This window comes from Thermophilibacter provencensis (assembly GCF_030372065.1).
Taxonomy (GTDB): Bacteria; Actinomycetota; Coriobacteriia; order Coriobacteriales; family Atopobiaceae; genus Thermophilibacter; species Thermophilibacter provencensis_A.
The window spans coordinates 131,334-153,334 of sequence record NZ_JAUDEA010000004.1 but is presented as its reverse complement, the minus strand read 5'-3'; the positions used below and the strand labels follow the sequence as shown (position 1 = coordinate 153,334).

The following is a 22,001-nucleotide window of genomic DNA, read 5'->3' as shown; positions in this document are numbered from 1 at the left end:
CGGGCGGCGGGCCTGCTTGTCCTGCCTTCTCGCTGGCCTGGACCTTCTCGCACCCTTGTCCGCCTTGCCGGGTTTTGGGCAAAAGATTTTATGCGCATCGAGCATCGCACGTTCTTCTCGCCTTAAGCGCTAACTGTTGTTTTATATCAATAACTGGCGAGAAGAACGCGCACGGCGCAAGGCCATCCTGGGCATGAGGCTCCCGCCGGCAACATCAAAGATGTTGCCCAAAACCGCCCCTCAGCGCGACGGAAGGCCACCTCGCCGCGCGCAAGGGCACGCCTCAGCGCAAAAGCACGCCAAACCGTGTATCAAGCTTTTATCTTGCTCGGGGCGCTCCCAGGACGCGACCCACGCGCTTGCGGAACTCGGCGAGGAAGCGCGGCGCGTCAACCGTGACCGCGACCTCGCAGGTCTTCTGAGCATCGCAGAGGCGCTCGGGGTCGCAGACCGTCCGGCCGCGCGTTGGGCCCTCGAGGTCCACGCAGAGGTTGGCCCCCAGGCACCCCACCAGCGACGGGTCGATTGCCGCCGCAACCGCCAGGGGGTCGTGCAGGGCACAGCCTCCCATATGCGGGTTGTTCTGCTCGTAGATGTCTATGTAGTGGTCCGTCATATCGGCAAAGAGCACGCCCGCAGACGTGCCGAGCGCGCGCCATCGGGCGGTGTCCTCGCGCGTGAGCACCACCTGATGCGTCACGTCGAGGCCGATCATGCGCGTGGGAAGCCCCAGCCGCAGCACCACGTCCGCCGCCTCGGGATCATTGTGAACGTTGGCCTCGGCGCACGGGGTCACGTTGCCCGGAACCGTGAGGGCGCCGCCCATGAACGTGACGCGCGAGAGGGTGCGTGCGAGCTCCGGAGCGCGCACCAGCGCGCTCGCGAGGTTGGTGAGCGGTCCCGTGGGGACGTAGTAGAAAGACGAGCCATACACCAAGGGCGTTCCCGCCGGCAAATGAGCACGATATTTCCCTTCGTGTAAGGGTCGGCTTTTACCAACGAGAAAATCCACGCCGTCACCGGGCGCGCGACGGCACATACACCCAAGATGCTGCCCGCCGAGGCCGTTCGCCCCGTGGATGCGCGCCACGCCCTCCGGTGGCTCAAACGCCGCGCTCGCAGAGAGCGCCCGGTCCGCCCCGCGGTATACCGGGATGTCTGGATACCCCAGCAGCTCGAGCAGGGCATGGGTGTTTCTCACCGCCGTATCCACTGCCACGTTGCCGTAGCTGCAGATCACCGCCACAAGCTCGACTTCGGGACTTCCGAGCGCATACGCGAGCGCCAGGGCATCGTCGATGCCGGTGTCCAAATCCAGTACCAGGGGCCGACGAGAAGTTCCGCTCATCGCGCCGCCTCCACTTCCTCTGCGGTGGGTATGGACGGCTGGGCGCCGAGGCGGCTCACGGCAATCGCGGCCGCGGCGGCGCCCCAGCGCATGGACTCCTCAAGCGTCATGCCGCGCACGGCGCCCGCGACAAGAGCCCCGATGAAGGTGTCGCCCGCAGCCGTGGTGTCCACGACGGTCGCGGGCGCGGCGGGCACGCGGGAGGGCGCGGCGTCGGCGCCCAGCCCAAAGGAGCCCGCGGCGCCGAGCGTGATCACGACGCAGCCAGCACCCAGCTCTCGCAGGCGGCCCGCCGCAGCGAGGCACGTGACGTCATCGACGGGCAGCACGCCACACATGACCTGACACTCGGTCTCGTTCAGACAGACGAGGTCGACGCAGGGCCAGAGGTCGTCCGGTGCGGGACGGGCCGGCGCGGGGTTGTAGACCGTGTAGAGGCCGAGCTCGTGCGCCTCGCGCAGTGCGGCCTCGGTGGTTGCGGGGTCGCACTCGCCCTGCGTGACGAAGACGTCGCCCTTCTCGCCAATACGCCGCAGGTCGGCGACTACGTCTGCCTCAACGAGCGCGTGGTTGGCGCCCGCGTGGAGCACGATACGGTTCTCGCCGGCCGTGCGCAGGATCACCGCGACGCCTGTGGTCGCGTTCACCAGGCGCCGCACGCCCGTCGTATCCACGCCCGCCCCTGCGAGCCCGTGCGCGAGCTCCTCGCCAAAGACGTCCGCACCCACGGCGGCGATCATGCGCACGTCGGCGCCCAGCCGCGCCGCGGCGACGGCCTGGTTGGCGCCCTTTCCTCCGGCGGCCGTGATGAAGCCGGAGCCGGAGAGCGTCTCTCCGGCGGCCGGCAGGCGCGGCGCGTCGATGGAGAGGTCCATGTTCATGCTGCCGAAGACGATGACCTTGGGCATGGCGACCTCCCCGCAGCGGCTACTTGACCTCGATGAGCTCGTAGCGACTCGTGCCCAGGCCGATCTTCTCGGCATGCTCGATCATGGATCGCCAGTTGGTGTCCGGGTGCGTGAGGTTGAAGTGGTCGTGCTGGCAGCGCTCGGGGACGCCACCCTGGGCCTCCAGCTTGGCGCGCATGTCGGTGAGCTCGGTGTTGGGCATCGCCGGCGCGGCGAGCGCCATGTCGATGCAGGCCTGGTCGATGGCAACCGGGTCAAAGCTCGCGAACATGCCAAGATCCGGCACGATGGGCGTGTCGTTCTCGGGGTGACAGTCGCAGTTGGGGCTCACGTCGATGGCAAGCGAGATGTGGAAGCTCGCGCGGTCCTGCACCACGGCCTGCGCGTACTCGGCAATCTTGTAGTTGAGCACGTCAACGGCCTGGTCGTAGTCCGGCGTGATGGCGTCCTGGTTGCAGGCGCCGATGCAGCGGCCGCAGCCCACGCAGCGATCGTGATCGATTCTCGCCACTGGCACGGAGACGACCTTGCCGCTTGACAGCTCGCGCTGGCGTGCCTGGTCAAAGTTCACGGCGCCGTGCGCGCAGATGCGCTCGCACGCGTGGCAGCCGACGCACTTCTCGGCGTGGACGCTCGGCTTGCCGGCGGAGTGCTGCTCCATCTTGCCCGCACGGGAGCCGCCGCCCATGCCCAGGTTCTTCATGCAGCCGCCAAAGCCGGCCTGCTCGTGGCCCTTGAAGTGCGTGAGGGAGATCACGACGTCGGCGTCCATGAGGGCATGGCCGATCTTGGCCTCCTTCACGTACTCGCCGTTCTTCACGGGCACGAGCGTCTCGTCGGTGCCCTTGAGGCCGTCGGCGATGATCACCTGACAGCCGGTGGCGTAGGGCGTGAAGCCGTTCTGATAGGCGCAGTCGAGGTGCTCGAGGGCGTTTTTGCGGCTGCCCACGTAGAGCGTGTTGCAGTCCGTGAGGAAGGGCTTGCCGCCCAGCTCCTTGACAACGTCGGCCACGGCGCGCGCGTAGTTGGGGCGCAGGAAGCTCAGGTTGCCCAGCTCGCCAAAGTGAATCTTGATGGCAACGAACTTGTTCTCAAAGTCGATCTGCTCGATGCCCGCCTTGCGGATGAGGCGCTTGAGCTTGTCGAGCTGGCTCTCGCGCGCGTGCGTGCGCAGGTTGGTGTAGTAGACCTTTGCGGTGCTGGTGCTGGCGTCCATGAGGCCCCTCTCCTTGGTTAGTCCACCCTGAAATTGTACGCTAGAGGCGTCCCGCACCGCAGGCGTCATGACAGTGGTGTCAGGGTTAGCTGTCATAAAACGCGGCGGCCCCGCCTCTCCTGGGAGACGGAGCCGCCGCGCTGCTTTTGCGATGCTGCTCAGGTGCTAGTTGTTCCGCCCCTTCCGGCCGAGTTTCAAAATGTAGACGTTTTGACACCCGGCGGATATTATTTGTCGCTGGAAAATACCAAGAGAGATGGCCTAGTTTCCTCAATGTAGGCCGGGAGCAGTGCAGGGAATATACCCCGGCCTACCGTAGCGCTGCGAAATCCTGCCGAGTGCGCGCTTTTGGGCTGAGGGGCGCTGAGAAAAACGCGTGAGTGCCGCGATGCCCTTCTCGATGCTGAGAAATCATGTCGAGTGCGCCCCCTGACGCTTGAACAACCCGCCGAGTGCACGCCGAGAAGAACCGCGCGCGCCGCACTCGACCGGATTTCAAAGCGCCCTGCGGCCCAATCGCGCGCACTCGGCGCAATTCCGCAGCGGCAGCGGCGCCGCGGTACAATGTGGCGCCAGCAAAGGAGGACCCATGCCCACAGAGAAGAACTTTGAGCTCGGACGCCCCGTCCTCGTGTGCCGCTGGCGCCTCGCGGGCCACGCGCTCCCCCTCGAGAACCGCCACCTGCGCGCGCTCTCCCGGCGCCACGTCAACGGAAGCCCCGTGCCCACGCAGCTCGTGGCCTGGGCAAAGCAGCACATCGAGTGGACGCTCGCCGAGGGCGCGGCGGCCTGCCCGGACGGCACCCTCATGCTCGTCGTAGACGAGGCGGGCCAGGCGGCCATGAGCGTGGGCCCCTACGAGCCGCTCGCCGCAACCGCCGCCGCTGACCTCGCGTATCGCGCCCAAAACGCACTCGAGGAAGCCGCAAAAACGGGCGTTGCGCCAGAGTCGCTCTGGGCCGTGCGCGCGGGCGCGCTCGTAAGAGACGCCGCCGAGAAGGACGCCCCCTCGGGCGCCGCCACGCTCGTCGCGGACCTCGCCGCCACGCTCGGCATCCCCGTCACGGCCGAGAAGGACCTCGTCTCGGGGGTCATCTCCGGGTCCGCGCCCTTTGAGGAGCTTTTCCTCACCTCAGATGAGCACGGCATCGTCCCGGCAACCGGCTCGGACGGCCCCCTCGCCCAAAGGCTCGCCGCGGGCTACGCCAAGCTGCTCGACAGCGCGCGATAGCACCTCCCGCCGGATCTTCTCGCGCGCCGAGGGCTACGACGCGACGGTGAAGCTCCACACGCCGGCGGCCTCGGAGCAGATGAGGTCAAGCGACCACGTGCGCATGCTGCGCCCCACGCTGTTGGAGTCGTGCACCACCGCGGTACCGTCCTCGGCAAGCCGCTCGAGCACGATGTAGTGCCCCACCTCGGTAAACGTGCCTGGGTTCATCACGCAGATGACGGGGCGCCCGGCCTCGAGCTCCGCCCGCAGCGAGTCCACGGTGGCAGAGACCATCGTGCCCGTGAGGCCCAGCTTGGCCGCGCCCGTGGTCATGAGCTCCCACGAGCTGCCGTTGAGGTCCGTGGAGTAGCCGTTCTCGGTGGCAAACGCGGCCATGCCCGCCGGGTCGTAGCTCGTGTCTCCCGTGAGGTAGATGTAGACCATGTCGAGCGCGGTGGGGCCGCACCCCTGCTTGGAGAGGACGCCGCCCGAGTACTCAACGTCCGCCCACTGCGGGTCGGTCTGGTAGAGGTAGGGCATGGAGCCCTTTGCCCAGAGGTCAACCGGCGTGCTCGTGGGGCCCTCGGGCTCCCCCGCGCCCTCAACCGTGACGGGCACGTTGGGAATCTCGCCCGGCTGCTCGTCAACTGTCTCGGGAGCGGAGCAGGCTCCCGGTAGCACGGCAAGAAGGAGCACGAGAAGGGCCACGATGACGGCGGCCGCAGCCCCCAGGAGCGCCAGGCGCCCACGAGCGACGCCGCGCGCGCCGCGAGCCCCTCCCATGTTGAGTTTTCCGCCCACGCGACCTCCCGTAGATTGCTCAGAAGATAGTAGCATCACCGGTCATGGCCGGCAAAACCGTGAACTTTTTGTCCGCGGGCCTCCAGGGGGGGCGAAAGGCGCCGCGAGGACGCCTTCCGCGCACGGCAAAACCCGCTCCGCGCACAGGCCCCTCTCGCCCGGCAGAAGAGCACTTTACCTGCGCTTTATTTTGCTGCTACCGGTTACGGAAAAAAACGACGCAATAGCCAGAAACCAACCAAATATTGTTTCCGAGAACGCCCTTCGGGGTAGTAGACTGTGAGATACGTGGGCACATGCCCACGCTCAGTCATGCGCCTTGTGAGTGAGAGCAGCCTGGGACCATGGGGGTTCCCAGCCTAGGGTAAGAAGGAGAGGATATGGCGCGTAAGTTTAAGTCCATGGACGGCAACGAGGCGGCATCGTACGTCTCGTATGCGTTCACCGAGGTGGCGGGCATCTACCCGATCACCCCGTCCAGCCCCATGGCCGACCACGTCGACCAGTGGGCCGCTCAGGGCATGAAGAACGTCTTTGGCACCCCGGTCAAGGTCGTTGAGATGGAGTCCGAGGCGGGCGCCGCGGGCACCGTCCACGGCTCGCTCGGCGCCGGCGCCCTCACGACCACCTACACGGCGTCGCAGGGCCTGCTCCTCATGATCCCTAACATGTACAAGATCGCCGGCGAGGGCCTTCCGGCCGTGTTCCACGTGTCCGCCCGTACCGTGGCCTCCCACGCCCTCAACATCTTTGGCGATCACTCCGACGTCATGGCCTGCCGCCAGACCGGCTTTGCCATGCTCGCCGAGGGCAACGTCCAGGAGGTCATGGACCTCGCGCCGGTGGCCCACCTCGCGGCCATCGAGGGCAAGGTGCCGTTCCTGAACTTCTTCGACGGCTTCCGCACCTCGCACGAGATCCAGAAGGTCGCGGTCTGGGACTTTGACGACCTCAAGGACATGCTGGACATGGACGCCGTCCAGGCGTTCCGCGACCACGCCCTCAACCCGGAGCACCCGCACGCCCGCGGCTCCCACGAGAACGGCGACATCTTCTTCCAGCACCGCGAGGCCTGCAACAAGGCCTACGACGCGCTGCCCGCCGTGGTCCAGTCCTACATGGACAAGATCAACGAGAAGCTCGGCACGAGCTATCACCTCTTTGACTACTACGGCGCCGATGACGCCGACCGCGTTGTGGTCTGCATGGGCTCCTTCTGCGACACCCTCGAGGAGGTCATCGACTACCTCAACGCCCACGGCGAGAAGGTCGGCCTCGTGAAGGTCCGCCTGTACCGTCCGTGGTCCGTCGAGGACTTCGTGGCCGCGCTGCCCGCCACCGTCAAGAAGATTGCCGTGCTCGACCGCACCAAGGAGCCCGGCTCCATCGGCGAGCCCCTCTACCAGGACGTCATCACCGCCCTCTACGAGGCCGGCAAGTCCGAGATCACCGTCGTTGGCGGCCGCTACGGCCTCGGCTCCAAGGACGAGCCGCCCGCGGCAGCCTTCGCCGTCTACAAGGAGCTCGAGAAGGACGCCCCCGCCCGCGAGTTCACCATCGGCATCGTGGACGACGTCACCAACCTCAGCCTCCCCATGGACCCGGACGCCCCCAACACGGCCGATCCCTCCACGATCGAGTGCAAGTTCTGGGGCCTCGGCGGCGACGGCACCGTTGGCGCCAACAAGAACTCCATCAAGATCATCGGCGACCACACCGACAAGTACGTCCAGGCCTACTTCCAGTACGACTCCAAGAAGACCGGCGGAGTCACCATCTCTCACCTGCGCTTTGGTGACTCCCCGATCCGCTCGCCGTACTACATCAACAAGGCCAACTTCGTCGCCTGCCACAACCCGTCCTACATCATCAAGGGCTTCCCGATGGTCCGCGACGTCAAGCCGGGCGGCACGTTCCTGGTGAACTGCCAGTGGTCCGACGAGGAGTTCGCCTCCCACCTGCCGGCCGTGGCCAAGCGCTACATCGCCAAGAACAACATCAACGTCTACCTGATCGACGCCATCGACCTCGCCGAGAAGGTCGGCATGGGCAAGCGCACCAACACGGTGCTGCAGTCCGCGTTCTTCTCGCTGGCTCAGGTCCTTCCCGCCGAGGACGCCATCCAGTACATGAAGGACGCCGCCGAGAAGTCCTACGCCAAGAAGGGCCAGAACATCGTCGAGGCCAACTGGAAGGCCATCGACGCCGGCGCCACCGCCTACCGCAAGTTTGAGGTGCCCGCCGACTGGGCCAACGCCGAGGACGAGAAGGTCGAGCTCACCCTTGAGGGACGCGAGGCCATCGTCAAGCAGGTCCGCGAGCTCATGGAGCCCATCAACCGCATGGACGGCGACTCGCTGCCCGTCTCCAAGTTCGTCGACGTTGCCGACGGCCAGTGGGAGCTCGGCGCCTCCGCGTACGAGAAGCGCGGCGTTGCCGTCATGGTTCCGCACTGGGACGAGTCCAAGTGCATCCAGTGCAACCAGTGCTCCTTCGTGTGCCCGCACGCCACGATTCGCCCGATCGTCATGAACGCCGACGAGCAGGCCGCCGCTCCCGAGGAGATGCGTCGCATCGACGTCATGGTTCCCAAGAACTCCGGCCTCACCTTCACCATGGCCATCAGTCCGCTCGACTGCATGGGCTGCACCAACTGCGTCAAGGTCTGCCCGAAGGGCGCCCTCACGATGGTGCCGCAGGAGTCCGAGCTCGACCAGGCTCCGGTGTGGGACTACGCGGTGAACAAGGTCTCCGAGAAGAAGGAGCTCGTGGCCGCCAACGTCAAGGGCAGCCAGTTCGCCAAGCCCTACCTCGAGTTCTCCGGCTCCTGCGCCGGCTGCGCCGAGACCGCCTACGCGCGCCTCGTCACGCAGGTCTGCGGTGATCGCATGTTCATCTCCAACGCCACCGGCTGCTCCTCCATCTGGGGCAACCCCGCTGCCACCTCGCCCTTCACGGTCAACGAGTGCGGCCACGGCCCGGCGTGGAACAACTCCCTCTTTGAGGACAACGCCGAGCACGGCCTGGGTCTCGCCCTTGGCTACGACGCCGTCCAGGAGAAGATCGTTGCCGAGACCGAGGAGCTCCTCCAGTGCGACAAGGCCTCCGACGCCCTGAAGGAGGCTGCGACCACTTGGCTCGAGAACCGCAAGGACACCGAGGGCAGCAAGACCGCAGCCGCTGCCTACATCGCCGAGCTCGAGAAGAGCGACTGCGAGACGGCCAAGGCCATCCTCGCCGACAAGGCCTATCTCACCAAGAAGGCCTTCTGGATCTTCGGCGGCGACGGCTGGGCGTATGACATCGGCTTCGGCGGCCTCGATCACGTCCTTGCCTCCGGCAACAACGTGAACGTCTTCGTCTTTGACACCGAGGTCTACTCCAACACCGGCGGCCAGGCCTCCAAGGCCTCCAACATCGGCCAGGTGGCCCAGTTCGCGGCCTCCGGCAAGGTGACCAAGAAGAAGAGCCTCGCCGAGATCGCCATGTCCTACGGCTACGTCTACGTGGCGCAGGTTGCCATGGGCGCCAACATGAACCAGACGCTCAAGGCCATCCACGAGGCCGTGAGCTACGACGGCCCGTCGCTGATCATCGGCTACAGCCCGTGCGAGATGCACTCCATCAAGGGTGGCGGCATGCAGAACTGCCAGATGGAGATGAAGAAGGCCGTGGAGTGCGGCTACTGGAACCTCTTCCGCTTCAACCCGGCTGCCCCCACGGGCAAGAAGTTCACGCTCGACTCCAAGGAGCCGGCTGGCGGGTACCAGGACTTCCTCATGAACGAGGCCCGCTACACCTCGCTCACCCGCTCCTTCCCCGAGCGCGCCAAGGAGCTCTTCGCCCAGAACGAGGAGGCCGCCATGGCTCGCTACGCGCACCTGCTCAAGCTCAAGGACCTTTACGCCGAGGCGTAAGTTCCTCTCGCTGAGCTGATTGCGCAAGCTGCGGCCCCCGGCATCACGCCGGGGGCCGTTTTTGTGGCGGTCGGCAGGGGTGATGACAAAGGTGACAGGGTAGATTGTCATCATGGGCTTCATGATGACAATCTACCCTGTCACCTTTGTCATCACCCCTGCCGCGATCCGTGTCCTGAAAATCGGGGGTATGGCACAAGGTCCTTCTCGCGACCTGCGGTTCTTCTTTTCAGTGTCCTTAAAAATGGGGCCATGGCACGGCGAGTTGTGCCACGGCCCCGAATTTAAGGACACTGAAAGCAATCGAGGGCGCGCGCTACCGCCGCCCGAGCGCCCAGGCAGAGAAGGCAGAGGCCAGTGGCACGGAGAGAATGACCGCAAGGCTGCCCACCAGGCTCTGGAACACCTCAAGCGTGAGGTAATCCGAGTTGAGCAGCTGAAACGGCGCCGTGCCGTACGTGAGCAGCGAGAGCAGCGTGGTGATGGCGCCGCCGGCAAACGCCAGGATGAGCGTGGTGCACATGGTACCCGTCATGTCCTGGCCCATCTCCATGCCCGCGCGGAAGAGCTCCCGCTGCGTGATGGCCGGATGCACCTGCCGCATCTCAAAGAGGGCCGAGGTGACGCCCATGGTCATGTCCAGCACCGCGCCCAAAGAGGCAATGAGCACGCAGGTAAACAGCACGTCGCTCACCTCAAAGCCCGCCCGCTGGCGCAGGAAGATGAGCTCCTCGGCGGCGTCCATGTTGTACCCACCCACGTGCAGAACGGCCGAGAAGATCGCGTAGAAGGCGGCCGCAACCACAACGCCGCACATGCTCGCGAGGATGGAGACGCGCGTCTTGGCACTCCAGCCGTTGAGCAGCGTCATCGAGCTCACCGTGATGGCAAGCACCACGCCCACCGTCACCAGGATGACCGGGTAGCCGTGATAGAAGGCGGGCAGCAGGAAGCACGCAATGAGAAAGATCGCAAACGCGAGTCCAATGAGGCTCCGCAGCCCCTTCATGCGGCCAATGCCAATCATGAGCGCGGCAAACACGGCGAGAAGCCCCAGGAGTCCCACGCTCCTGTTGTAGTTGTAGATGCTGTAGTACGGCTCGAGGCCCTCCTGCATCTCAAGTCGGATGATGACGCCCGTGCCCGCCTCGCAGATGATGTTGTGCGTGTCGCTGACCTCGTTGTGAACCTGAAGCTCCTGCCCTGCAAGCTCCCCGTCGTTGACGCGCACGCGCAGCTCCTGGGAGCCCCAGTACCTGCTCTCGTCGTACGGCGTGGGCTCAAGGTCCTCCGAGATCACCTCGAGCACGGTGCCGCTGGGGTACGTGATGCCCGACGTGTCCAGCGAGGCGTAGTCGATGGGGTTTGACCGCCCCCACACGAGCACCCCGACAACGGTCGCAACGATGGCGAGAAGGACCACGAGGTCCGACTTCTCAAACGGGAGCTTCTTCATGGGTCTTGTCGCTCTTTCTCCTGGGTTCTCATGCAGCGTGCGGCCCCGCAGCGCAGAGGCTGCGGGGCCGGGCGGGACCGGACGAGCCGGCAAGGGAGGAATCTGGCTTACTTGACGTTCAGGCCGTACCAGGCAATGCCTTCCTTCTGCCAGCCGAGCTCCTCAAGCGCGTCGTACTCAAGGGTGTCGGCGGTGTAGAGGTGCGTCGCGGTGTCCTCATACGGGTTGAAGAGGCGGTAGAGCGGGGCTGCGTTCTCGTCGTCCTTGTCGGCGGAGTGCCAGGCCACGCCCTCCTTCTGCCAGCCGAGGGCCTCGAGCTTGTCGCTCTCCTCAACGCTCATGGTGTAGTGGTGGTCGTCGGCGTAGGGGTTGAAGAGGCGGTAGACCTCGGCGCCCTCGGTCGGGGCAACCCAGGCCTCGCCCTCGACGGTCCAGCCGATCTCGGCAAGGCTGTCCTTCTCGTCAACGCTTGCCGTGTAGAGGTGCTCGGCGGTGTACTGGTTGTAGAGACGGTACATGACCTCGCTCTCGGCGGGCTCCTCGGCGCGCTCGATGGTCACCTGGTCGAGGATGTCGTCCTCGGTCACCTGCGCGTCATCGGTGTAGTAGGTGGTGAAGGTGATGGAGTCCTCGGTCACCGTGGCGATGGACATGTTCTGGCGCTGGGACTGGTCCTGAACCGCGGAGAAGGTGTTCTGCGCGAGGTTCTGAATCTCGTAGTACTTGGAGCCGGAGGCCGAGTTGGCGGTGATGTAGAGGACCTCGCCGCTCTCGGGGTTGGTCAGCGTGTCCTGGACCTCGTCGGTGATGTTGGGCGTGGTGCCGTCCATCAGATACGTGCGGGTGTACACGTGGTCGTGACCCATGAGCACGGCGTCAATGCCAAGCTGCGAGAAGACCACGGGCAGCTCGGAGCGGCGCTGGAGGATGTCGCTATCAGCGGTGTGGTCGGCCACGGAGTAGACGGAGTGGTGGAAGGTGACGATCTTCCAGTTGGCATCCGGGTTCTGCGCGATGGCGTCCATCATAAACGCGCGGTGCTCAGAGGTGCTCATGTTGTTGGAGTTGAGCGACATGAACAGCACTCCGTTGTAGGTGTACCAGTAGTCGCCGGAGGCGTCGCCCGCGTTCTCGGTGGCACCGAGCTCGGAGACGTTGGGCATGTTGTAGTTATAGGAGTAGTGCTGGTTGTCGTTGTAGGTGTCGTGGTTGCCCACGTTGGTGGCAAGCGTGATGCTGTGGAGCACCTCGGGGGCAAAGAAGCCCTCGTACTCCTCCTCGATGGTCTCGACGTCACGCGTGTTGACCTGGTCGCCCAGGCTGATCATGAAGTCGGTCTCGGGGAAGGCCTTGGTCATGGTGTCAAGGGTGTTGGTCCAGCCCTTGGTGTCGGAGGCAACGTCGCCGCTGGCGCCAATCTGCGGGTCGCCGGCAAACATGAACGAGAAGGACTCGCCGTCGCCGAGGTTGCCCGTGGAGAACTCGTAGGTCTCGGACCAGCAGTCATCGTTGCCCACGCGGTAGATGTAGTCGGTGTTGGCCTGAAGCTTGTCGACGGTGGCCTTGAAGGAGTTCAGGCCGTCAAGCTCGGAGCCGTCGACCTCGGCGGTCGCGGACGTGACGCCCTCGGTGGGGAAGGCAGACTCGGCGGTCCAGTTGGCGGGCTTCACGGCGACCTGAACCACGGCGTCCTCGGCGGTGGTGCCCAGCCAGTTGAAGTTGCGCTGGGTCTCGGTGGCGCCGATCTCAAGAGAGACGCGCTCGACCGAGTTGGCCTCGGCGGCGCTTGCCTTCACGGCGGGGGCCGCCGCGGCAACGCCCGCTGCGAGCATAATCGCGCATGCCGCGCTCAGCCATCGTTTGCTGTTCTTCATCTTGCTCCCCTCTTATGGGTACCGGTTGTGACCCCGTGCGATTCTCACGGAGCCGTTCTTGGTAGTTATAGGAGGGAAGTTCGCGTACTTGCGTAAGCCGTTGTGACACGCTGCGGTAAGCAATCGTAAGTTTGCGGTAAGCAAGCTGAACGCCTGTTGATGACAAAGGTGCCTGTCACCATTGTCATGATGACAATGGTGACAGGCACCTTTGTCATCAACAGGCACCCTTGTCAGGTTCCGGCGCTACCTGTGCGTGGCGATTCTCATGGCAACGTCGTGTGCGATGAGCTCGAGGTCGTCGTTGAGGGCGGGCAGCCCGACCGTAACCCCACGGCGGCGCAGCGCGCGGGCGAGCAGCCAGTCGGTGACGCCGGGGTTCTTGGGCAGGATCGGCCCGTGCAGGTACGTACCAATGACGCCTTCGTGCAGCACGCCCTCGCCGCCGTCCTCGCCGTTGTTGCCGGTGCCGTGAACGAGCGCGCGCCCCAGGGGCTTCTCGCCAGCGCCAAGGAGCGTCCTTCCCGCGTGGTTCTCAAAGCCCACGATTGGCGCGTCGCACACGGGAGACTCTATCGCCACGTTGCCAATGAGGCGGGTGGCGCCCGCGGTGGTCTCTATGTCAAGGACGTGCAGGCCCTCCACGCGCTCGTCGCCCATCATGTAGTAGTGGCCGAGCAGCTGGTAGCCGCCGCAGATGGCGAGAAGGACGCCGCCGGCCTCCACGTACGCGGCGAGCTTCTCGCGCTGGCCCTGGAGCTCGTGGCACACGGCGAGCTGGTCGCGGTCCGCGCCGCCGCCCAGAAGCACCACGTCCGCGTCGGAGAGGTCGAGCTCCTGGCCCATGAGGACCTGGTCAACACGGCAGGGGATGCCGCGCCACTCGCAGCGCTTGGAGAGTGAGGCGATGTTGCCGCCGTCTCCGTAGAGGTTGAGCGCGTCCGGGTAGAGGTGCACGATCCGCAGCGGGCGGTCAAGCGCCCACTTTGTGCCGGGTACAAAGTTGACATCGCCAGCGGCAGACCTGTCCCGTTTTGTCTGCACGGAAAAACACGTCCCCAAATTGCAGAGGCGCTCGAGGTCGGCGACGACGGGCGGGAAGGCGGTGTAGTTGGCGATCACGTGGAGCTTCTCGCCCGCGCCAACGAAGCGCAGGGCATCCTCCACGCCGTTGATGAGCTCGATGGGGGCGCCCAGCTCGGCGTACTTCACGCGCACGGCCATGTCCTCGCGGCGGGTGCCGCCCACGCAGACGCAGCACAGGTCGGAGAGGTCGCGCAGGCGCTCGAGGTCAATATCCCAGATCCAGGAGACGTCGTGGCCGTCCGCGTCGTTGTCGTTGAGGAAGAGGGCGAGGTAGCGGCCGTCCTCCGCGCGCACCTGCTGGACCATGCGGTTGAAGCCGGTGGGGTTCTTCGCGAGGTTGCTCACGACGGAGTAGCCGCCCTCGAGCTGGTAGGTCTTGCCGCGCCCGCTCGCGGGCTCGTAGGCGTCGAGCACCTCCTGGAAGCGCGCCGCGCTGCCGCCGCCGAGCAGGCACGCCACCAGGGCCGCCGTCACGTTGTAGACCATGTAGAGGCCGTTATAGCGCGTGGTCACGTGGTGGCGCACGGGCTTCTCGCCGCGGCGATCCTCGATGTCAAACTCGTACCCGCCACAGGTGAGGCTCACGTTCACGGCGGCAAAGGCCAGCTCGGGGCGCTCCCAGCCGCACTCCGGGCAGCGGTACTTGCCCAGCTGGCCGTAGTGCACGTACTCGTAGTCGAGCGGGGCGTTGCACTTGGCGCAGAAGCGGCTGTCCGAGATGCGGTCCGCCTCAAGGCCCGTGGGCTCGTCGATGCCAAACGGCACGCCCGGGTTGTCCACGCGCGCTGCGATGGAGGCGCAGAGCGGGTCGTCGGCGTTGTAGGCGATCGCCGTCTGGGGGGAGCGGCGCAGCGCCTCGGCAATGACGTCCTGCGTGTGGTCAATCTCTCCGTAACGGTCCAGCTGGTCGCGGAACAGGTTGAGAAGGACGAGCGCCCGCGGCCGCAGGCGGGGCAGCACGCGCACGGTGTAGAGCTCGTCGCACTCAAAGCAGCCGACGCGCGGCCGCTCGGAGCGGGCCTCCACGAGCGCCGCGGCGATGCCGGACTCCATGTTGTTGCCGGCGCGGTTGCACACGACCTTCTCGCCGCGCGAGCCAAGGGCGTCGGCGGCAAGGCCGGTCGTGGTGGTCTTGCCATTGGTGCCCGTCACCACCACGGAGCGCTCCAGAGCATCGCCCAGCGCGCCGATGATGCTGGGATCAAGCCGCAGCGCAACGGCGCCGGGAGCGTTGCCGCCGCCTCGATGCAGCAGGCGGGTGGTGCCCCACCGAGCGGCGTCGGCGGCCAGGCATGCGATTCTCGCACGGGGATTCATGTGAGCTCCTTCTGCGCGTGTCCTCTCACGCAATACTAGCATTCCGGGATGGGGCGCCCCTCGCACCGCCCGCGGGCGCGCGTCCTTCTCGCCAGAGCCGCTGCCGAGAAAAACCGGTGGCTGTACCACTTTCCGGAAAGCGCGCCGAGAAAACCGCGGGGCTGTGCCGGCGCCGCCCGCCCCAAGGGAAGCGCCATGGTACAGAGTCCGTCTTTTCTCGGCGCGGTTCCCCGGAAGTGGTACAGACCCCGGCGTTTCTCGGCACCCGGGCCCTCGCCAAACCAAGGCCTGCACAGACCCCCTTTTTTCTCGACGCCCCGCGCACCGCCCGTGCCGCCACGGCCCCCTCCCCATAACTCTGCTAGTATCTTTTCTGTCGTGCTCGCGGGGATGCTTCTTTTGGAGTGCTTTCCACCGGGATCCCGCAGGTCGCGGGCGCGTCATGCCCCCGCCCGGGCATCCAGAAAAGCCCTCCAAGGAGAAAAGAGAACCGCATGTCAAGGCAGTCAGGAACTACCCAGATCTCTCCCGCCGCAAGCGAGGAGCACGCCCGCAGAATCGCCCGCACCGGCATGGTCGCCGCGACGTATGCCGCCCTCACCCTCGTTGCCCTCCTCTTCCTGGGCAGCCTTGCCTGGGGCCCCATGCAGTTCCGCGTCTCCGAGGCCCTCTGCGTCCTCGCGCTCTTCACCGCGGACGCCGTCCCCGGCCTTGCCCTTGGCTGCGCCATCGCCAACATCGCCAACATCGTGCTCTCCGGCACCGGCATGCTCGGCATGCTCGACGTTGTCTTTGGCACGCTCGCCACCGCGCTCGGCGCGTGGTTTACCTGGAGGAACCGTCGCCGCCCCGCCCTGGCGCTGCTTGGCCCCGTGATCGCCAACGCGCTCATCGTGCCCGCCTACCTGCCCCTCCTTCTTCAGGGCATCGGCTTCTACACCATCCCGTTCACCAACATCGCGCTCGACGGCGCGTATCCCGCCATGTACGTCTTTGGCCTGCTCGCAACCGGCATCGGCGAGGCCGTGGTGATGTACGCGCTCGGGCTCCCGCTTGCCCGCGCGCTCTCCCGCACGTCTCTCCCCAAGAGCCTCGGCGCAGACGAGGGCCCGGAGAGGTAGGCACCCGCGTGAACCCCGTAGTCGTCATCCCCTCATACTGGGCGCAGGGCGAGAAGCCCGGCGCGCTCGGCGAGCGTGGCGTCTACGACTACACCACCCGCATCGACCGCCCCCTGCCCGAGCTCGAGAGCTGCCTCTCCTCGCTCGAGCAGGTGAGCGGCGTCCTGCGCGTCATCGTGCTCGTGGTGGCGCCCAAGTCCTGCGCGGACTCCGCGCGCGCCCGCGTGAACAGCATCTGCCGCGCGCACGCGGACCTCAACCCCCTCGTCATCGGCGCGCAGGAGGCTGCCCACGTGGAGCGCGCGGTGGCCAGGATGGCGCACCACATCGCCGGGGAGACCGTCTCCCTGCGCGGGTACGGGGCCATCCGCAACATGGGCCTGGCCGTCGCCTCCATCCTGGGCCACGACGTCGTGGTGTTTCTCGATGACGACGAGGTGGTCCTGGACAAGGACTTCCTCATCAAGGCCGTGTGGGGACTGGGGTCGCTCACCCGCCAGAACCTGCAGATCCTTGTTAAGAGCGGCTTCTTTGTGGACGCGCTCGACTCCCCCTACGCAGAGCCCAGCGACCAGTGGAGCGAGAAGTACTGGACCAAGGCCGCCGAGTTCAACAAGGTCATGGAGCGCGCCCAGACCTCCGCCAACAGGATCACCCGCAGCAACCACCTCTGCGGCGGGTGCTGCGCCCTGCACGCCGCGGCATACACGCGCGTGCCCTTTGACCCCTACATCACGCGCGGTGAGGACCTCGACTACGTGCTCGACCTGCGCGCCAACGGCCTCGACGTCTGGTTTGACAACGAGTGGTTCGTGCGCGCGCAGCCGCCCGAGGAGCCCGCGCCCGTGCCGTCCACCTTCATGCAGGACGTCTACCGCTGGCTCTACGAGTACCGCAAGCTCGACGCCATGAACGCGCGGCGTGACCTGCGCACCATCACGCCGGAGTCCCTCATGCCCTACCCGGCGCCGTGGCTCACGCCGGACGTGCGCCAGCGCGTCTTTTGCACCGCCCTCAGGCGCTTCCTCGCCGGGCCGGACCGCCTTGCCTATCTGGGCATCCTCACGAAGGGCCGCTACGAGGCGGACAAGTTTGCCAAGCTCGCGAGCACGCGGTACCTCTCGTTTGCCATGGTGTGGCCCACCATTGCCTCGGCGCTCTGGGACGACCGCTTTCTCCAGGGCTCCATCCTCTCAACGGGCGAGGTGAGCGCGCCGATCTCCAGCGCGATGCGGGCCGCGCGGCCAACGAAGGACCAGCTCGGAGACACCGGATCTCTCCCCATGGTAGGTGATGACCAGTGATCAAGCCCACAAAGAGCCTCGCCGCGGACCTGACCACCCTCCTGCTCCTACTGTGCGCCCTGACGCTTGCCGGGGCGCTCGCGTGGAGCGTGAGCGACGGCCTGGTGGTGACCGCCATCCTCGTGGGGTGCGGCCTCGCTGCCGTCATCGTGATGAGCGGCGCCATCAGCCTCACGCCCGAGGATACGCGCGCCGAGTCCACCGAGCGCACGCTGCGCGTGGCCACCAACACGCTGGGCCACCTTCGCGGCGGCCTCACCGTGGAGAACGCCCGCGCCATCTGCGCGCTGCTCCTCCCCGAGACGAGCGCCGCGGGCATTGCCATCACGGACACGCAGACGGTCCTCGCCTACGAGGGCGCGCTCGAGACCCCCTTCATGCCGGGCACGCTCAACGCCAAGCCCACGCGCGAGGTGCTCGAGAGCAGGCGCATGGAGACCTTTGTCTCCGTTGACCAGGAGAGCCAGGACGTGCGGCGCTTCTCGATAGGAAACCGTCGCCCCGGCCACGCCTTTGGCATCATCGTGCCCCTGCTCGTGCAGGACCGAGCCGTGGGCACCATCAAGCTCTACTACCGCCGCGACCTTGACATCGACCGCACGCAGCTCGCCATTGCCGAGGGCCTGGGGACGCTGCTCTCCACGCAGCTCTCGTCCCTGGAGCTGGACCGCCAGGCGGAGCTCGCGGCGCGCGCGGAGATCAAGGCGCTCCAAGCACAGATCAACCCGCACTTCCTCTTCAACACGCTCAACACCATCGCCTCCTTCACGCGCACCAACCCCACCAAGGCGCGCGACCTTCTCCGCGAGTTCTCGGCCTTCTACCGCAGCACGCTGGAGAGCTCGGAGAAGACGCTCATCTCGCTCTCGCAGGAGCTCGAGCAGACGAGGCGCTACCTCAAGATCGAGAAGGCCCGCTTTGGCGAGAACCGCATCGTGGAGAGCGAGCACATGGAACCCGGCTGCGAGGACCTCCCCGTGCCGAGCTTCCTGGTTCAGCCAATCGTTGAGAACGCGGTGCGCCACGCGATGCGCGATGAGGGCGCACTTCACGTTGACGTACAGGTTGCAACCGACGGTGATGATATTCTTATTGCTGTTGCCGACGACGGCCTTGGCATGGACAAGGACGTGGCCGATCGCCTTCTGGCCGAGGCGACCGAGCAGCACGAGCAGAGCGGCGGCGGCTCGCGCGGCACGGGCATGGCGCTGCGCAACGTTGCCGACCGCATCGAGCGCTTCTACGGCCAGGGCTCCGGCGTGGAGATCGTCTCCAAGCCGGGCGAGGGAACGTGCGTTACGCTCAGGCTTGCCAACGCCCGCGAGAGGCTCGCGAGCGCGCCGAGGGCCTAAGGGAGAATGGAACGGGGCTCAGGCCCTGGAGGAACAAAGGGGTACACATGCGAGCGATGATCGTAGACGACGAGGCGCCGGCCCGCTCCGAGCTGAGGTTCCTGCTCGAGGAGACGGGCAGGATCGATGACATCATGGAGGCGTCGAGCGCCCGCGAGGCCGTCGAGAAGCTCATGGAGGGCAAGGCGGACGTCATGTTCCTCGACATCCAGATGCCCAAGACCTCCGGCATGCAGCTCGCCGAGGCGCTCCACAAGCTCAAGAACCCGCCCGCGGTGGTCTTTGTGACCGCCTACAGCGAGTACGCCCTCGAGGCCTTTGAGGTGGACGCCATCGACTACCTCATGAAGCCCGTGGACCCCGACCGCCTGAACCAGGCCCTCGACAAGGTCCAGACCCGCATCAAGCCGCAGCCGCAGAGCCACTCCTCCGTGGAGCGCATCCCCGTGGTCAAGAGCGGCCGCAAGGTGCTCGTCCCCATCGACCAGATCCGCTACATCGAGGCCAAGGACGACTACTCCTGCATCTACACGGACAACGACCGCTTCCTCTCCACCATCTCGCTCGCCAAGCTCGAGCAGAAGCTCGCGCCGCACGGGTTCTTCCGCGTGCACCGCGGCTACATCGTCAACCTTGAGTACGTGGAGGACGTCGAGGTCATCTCCTCCGGCATCCTGCAGCTGGGCGTCAACGGCATCGAGGGCAAGAAGATCTCCGTCTCGCGCCGCCGCGTGGTTGCCCTCAAGCGCGCCCTCGGCCTCTAGGAGCGCGCGTGACCACACGCTACGACATCATCTCGGACACGCACGGCTATCTCTCGCCCGAGCTTCTCGCCGAGCTTGCCGGGGCGGACGTGATCGTGCACGCCGGCGACATCTGCTCACCGCGGGACTACCTCGTGCTGCAGGACATCGCGCGCGTGCAGATGTGCCTGGGCAACAACGACTGGCCCTCGGACTACGGCCCCATGGTCAAGGACCGCAAGGTCTTCATGGGCAGCGGGCTCAAGTGGCAGGTGACGCACTATCGCAGGCGCCTCAACCTCGCCATGTGCGACGTCGCCATCTTTGGCCACACCCACACGCCGGTACTCGAGCGCGACGAGTGGACGGGCGTGCTCGTGATGAACCCGGGCAGCCCCACCTACCCGCGGCGCTCGCGGCCGTCCATGGGCCGCATCATCGTGGAGGACGAGAAGATCGTCGAGGCGAGGATCATCACGCTTGCGTAGCGGGAGGCCGCGGCGCGTCCACGGCCACGAAGAGCGGCGCCACCACCTTGACGTAGAAGACCAGCCACACAAACGAGACGCAGAAGCCCGCAATCACGTCTGAGGCGTAGTGAACGCCCAGGTAGACGCGGCTGATGCCCACCATGGCGATGACGAGGCCAAACACGACGCACCACACCACGCGCATGGCGTCCTTGCGGTGATAGCGCCAGACCATCCAGATGAGCAGGCCAAAGAACGCCATCGAGACCATCGAGTGGCCCGACGGGAAGCTGTAGCCCGTCTCCGAGATGAGACGGAACCCGTCCGGCCGGGGGCGCTGGACGATCTCCTTGAGCACGGTGTTGAGCAGCACGACGCACACCAGGTTCACGGCGACGCACCACCCGGGCGCCTTGCCCGGCGCGAGCGCCGCAATCACCGCGGCAAGCACGGCAAGGACGACCACGGAGGCAAGCGAGGTGAAGGCCTCCATGAAGGGCGTGAGGGCGTCTGAGCGCAGACGCTCGACAAAGAACTCGTAGGCAAGGGTGTCCAGGCGCATGATCTCGCCGGACGCCACCTCCCCGAGCAGCCACACAAAGACAAGCGCCGCGGCGAGAAGCATGAGCGTCTTGACGTTCTCACGGGCAAGGCCCAGGGCGCCGCGAGCAATCTCACGGGCGCCCCGGGCAAACTCCCCTGTCTTGGACATGATTAGAGGTTGGCCTCGAGCTCGGCGACGAGGGCCGGCTTGGGCATGTTGCCCACGACGGTGTGGACCGGCTTGCCGCCCTTGAAGAGGATGAGCGTGGGGATGGAGACGATGCGAAACTGCGTGGCGAGGTCGGGCTCCTCGTCAACGTTGCACTTGTAGACGGTGAGCTTGTCGGCCATCTCCTGAGAGATCTGGTCGATGACGGGCGCGAGCGCGCGGCACGGGCCGCACCACGACGCCCAGAAGTCAACGAGAACGGGCTTCTCGGAGCTGGAGATGACGGACTTAAAGTCCGCGGTGGTTATTGCCTTGGCCATGGGAACCTCCCCGGTCGAATTGTGTACCTGTTTGCCTTATGCCCGATTTACACTGGTTCAAACGGACATCCGCGACGGGGTGATGACAAGGGTGACAGGGCGGATTGTGACAAAGGTGACAGGGTAGATTGTCACCATGGTTCTCATGGTGACAATCTACCCTGTCACCTTTGTCACAATCCGCCCTGTCACCCTTGTCATCACCCCTGTCATCACCTTGTCGCGAGAACGGAGAATCACATGGCCTCTGAGCGAGACGTGCGGCGGCGCGCGTACCTGGATAAAGCGGCGGCAGAGCTCGATGCGCTCACCAAACGCGGCGTTGTGATGGGCGGAAACGCGCTCTCCTCGGTCCTTCTCGTCAAGGGAGAGCTCTCGGACGCCGAGAAGAACGGCGACGCCCCCTTCTCCGGCGCCGACGGAACGGCGCTCAGGGCCTCCCTCGACCGGCTGGGCTACGCCCCCGAGGACTGGGAGTGGGCGCTCGGCGTCACGGCGGACGGAACGCCCCTCGAGGCGAGCCTCTTCCGCCTTGCCATCTGCACGCTCGACCCCGCGACGCTCGTGTGCTGCGACGACGTGGCGGCAAACCTCGTGCGCGAGGCCTATGCGGACGAGCTCTCAAGCCTGGACCGGCTCGAGGAGGCAATGCTGCTCCCTGGAGAGGTGGCCCACGTCCTTGGGGTGCGCGTGCTCAACCTTGGCGGCTTTGCGGCGGCCCTTGCGTCCGGGGACGCGTACGAGAAGCAGGTCATGTGGGCTCGCCTCAAGCGGATGCCGCCGCTCGGTGAGCCGTTCTAACCCGTTACCGCGCTCTGACGCCACCACGGCCGGGGGCGCGGT

The 22,001-nt window shown here is 66.0% G+C and carries 17 protein-coding genes; 8 read left to right on the top strand and 9 right to left on the bottom strand.

From position 1 onward, the window contains the following. Positions 1 to 319 precede the first annotated feature (319 nt). The 3 genes from QUW25_RS04240 to QUW25_RS04230 are packed head-to-tail and all read right to left on the bottom strand — an operon-like array spanning position 320 to position 3,472. Positions 320 to 1,348, bottom strand: coding sequence for a nucleoside hydrolase (locus tag QUW25_RS04240; RefSeq protein WP_289510976.1), 1,029 nt, complete (start codon positions 1,346 to 1,348; stop codon positions 320 to 322). Beyond that, positions 1,345 to 2,256, bottom strand: coding sequence for a ribokinase (locus QUW25_RS04235; protein ID WP_289510975.1), 912 nt, complete (start codon positions 2,254 to 2,256; stop codon positions 1,345 to 1,347). Before QUW25_RS04235 ends, QUW25_RS04240 begins: the two co-directional genes overlap by 4 nt. 19 nt (positions 2,257 to 2,275) lie before the next feature. Continuing rightward, positions 2,276 to 3,472 (bottom strand): DUF362 domain-containing protein, encoded by a 1,197-nt coding sequence (locus QUW25_RS04230; RefSeq protein ID WP_289510974.1) that lies wholly within the window; start codon positions 3,470 to 3,472, stop codon positions 2,276 to 2,278. A 589-nt stretch (positions 3,473 to 4,061) separates the two neighbouring features. Between QUW25_RS04230 and QUW25_RS04225 the strand changes: the two genes are divergently transcribed. After that, positions 4,062 to 4,703: a hypothetical protein gene (locus tag QUW25_RS04225; protein WP_289510973.1), complete on the top strand. Its 642-nt coding sequence runs from the start codon at positions 4,062 to 4,064 to the stop codon at positions 4,701 to 4,703. A 33-nt stretch (positions 4,704 to 4,736) separates the two neighbouring features. Here the strand turns inward: QUW25_RS04225 and QUW25_RS04220 are convergent, their stop codons facing one another. Then, complete coding sequence (locus QUW25_RS04220; protein ID WP_289510972.1) at positions 4,737 to 5,486, bottom strand: C39 family peptidase; 750 nt, start codon at positions 5,484 to 5,486, stop codon at positions 4,737 to 4,739. Positions 5,487 to 5,866: 380 nt separating this feature from the next. Between QUW25_RS04220 and nifJ the strand changes: the two genes are divergently transcribed. After that, a complete protein-coding gene (gene nifJ / locus QUW25_RS04215; protein WP_289510971.1) occupies positions 5,867 to 9,403 on the top strand; it encodes a pyruvate:ferredoxin (flavodoxin) oxidoreductase in 3,537 nt (1,178 codons plus the stop codon). A 316-nt stretch (positions 9,404 to 9,719) separates the two neighbouring features. On the opposite strand, the gene QUW25_RS04210 is transcribed toward nifJ, so the two are convergent. The 3 genes from QUW25_RS04210 to QUW25_RS04200 form a co-directional block, all read right to left on the bottom strand. Further along, complete coding sequence (locus QUW25_RS04210) at positions 9,720 to 10,859, bottom strand: YibE/F family protein (RefSeq protein ID WP_289510970.1); 1,140 nt, start codon at positions 10,857 to 10,859, stop codon at positions 9,720 to 9,722. 107 nt (positions 10,860 to 10,966) lie between these two features. Next, positions 10,967 to 12,733 (bottom strand): metallophosphoesterase, encoded by a 1,767-nt coding sequence (locus tag QUW25_RS04205; protein ID WP_289510969.1) that lies wholly within the window; start codon positions 12,731 to 12,733, stop codon positions 10,967 to 10,969. Between the two features lie 246 nt (positions 12,734 to 12,979). After that, a complete protein-coding gene (locus QUW25_RS04200) occupies positions 12,980 to 15,136 on the bottom strand; it encodes a MurT ligase domain-containing protein (protein ID WP_289510968.1) in 2,157 nt (718 codons plus the stop codon). 494 nt (positions 15,137 to 15,630) lie between these two features. Here QUW25_RS04200 and QUW25_RS04195 point away from each other — a divergent pair, with 494 nt between their 5' ends. The 5 genes from QUW25_RS04195 to QUW25_RS04175 are packed head-to-tail and all read left to right on the top strand — an operon-like array spanning position 15,631 to position 20,144. Beyond that, positions 15,631 to 16,257, top strand: a complete 627-nt coding sequence (locus QUW25_RS04195) for a QueT transporter family protein (protein ID WP_289510967.1) — start codon at positions 15,631 to 15,633, stop codon at positions 16,255 to 16,257. An 8-nt stretch (positions 16,258 to 16,265) separates the two neighbouring features. Continuing rightward, entirely contained in the window at positions 16,266 to 17,561 is a 1,296-nt protein-coding gene (locus tag QUW25_RS04190; RefSeq protein WP_289510966.1) for a glycosyltransferase family 2 protein, read from the top strand. Further along, positions 17,558 to 18,913, top strand: a complete 1,356-nt coding sequence (locus tag QUW25_RS04185) for a GAF domain-containing sensor histidine kinase (protein ID WP_289510965.1) — start codon at positions 17,558 to 17,560, stop codon at positions 18,911 to 18,913. Before QUW25_RS04190 ends, QUW25_RS04185 begins: the two co-directional genes overlap by 4 nt. Positions 18,914 to 18,960: 47 nt before the next feature. Then, positions 18,961 to 19,677: a LytR/AlgR family response regulator transcription factor gene (locus tag QUW25_RS04180; RefSeq protein WP_289510964.1), complete on the top strand. Its 717-nt coding sequence runs from the start codon at positions 18,961 to 18,963 to the stop codon at positions 19,675 to 19,677. Positions 19,678 to 19,685: 8 nt separating this feature from the next. Then, on the top strand, positions 19,686 to 20,144 hold the full coding sequence (locus QUW25_RS04175) for a YfcE family phosphodiesterase (protein ID WP_289510963.1): 459 nt from the start codon (positions 19,686 to 19,688) through the stop codon (positions 20,142 to 20,144). Here the strand turns inward: QUW25_RS04175 and QUW25_RS04170 are convergent. Continuing rightward, positions 20,131 to 20,838, bottom strand: coding sequence for a phosphatase PAP2 family protein (locus QUW25_RS04170; protein ID WP_289510962.1), 708 nt, complete (start codon positions 20,836 to 20,838; stop codon positions 20,131 to 20,133). The genes QUW25_RS04175 and QUW25_RS04170 overlap by 14 nt on opposite strands. 2 nt (positions 20,839 to 20,840) lie before the next feature. After that, positions 20,841 to 21,158: a thioredoxin gene (gene trxA, locus QUW25_RS04165; RefSeq protein ID WP_289510961.1), complete on the bottom strand. Its 318-nt coding sequence runs from the start codon at positions 21,156 to 21,158 to the stop codon at positions 20,841 to 20,843. 240 nt (positions 21,159 to 21,398) lie between these two features. On the opposite strand from trxA, the gene QUW25_RS04160 reads away from it, so the two are divergent. Then, positions 21,399 to 21,959 carry a hypothetical protein gene (locus QUW25_RS04160; protein WP_289510960.1) on the top strand — a complete coding sequence of 187 codons (561 nt, stop codon included), beginning with the start codon at positions 21,399 to 21,401 and terminating at the stop codon, positions 21,957 to 21,959. The last annotated feature ends 42 nt before the right edge of the window (positions 21,960 to 22,001 follow it).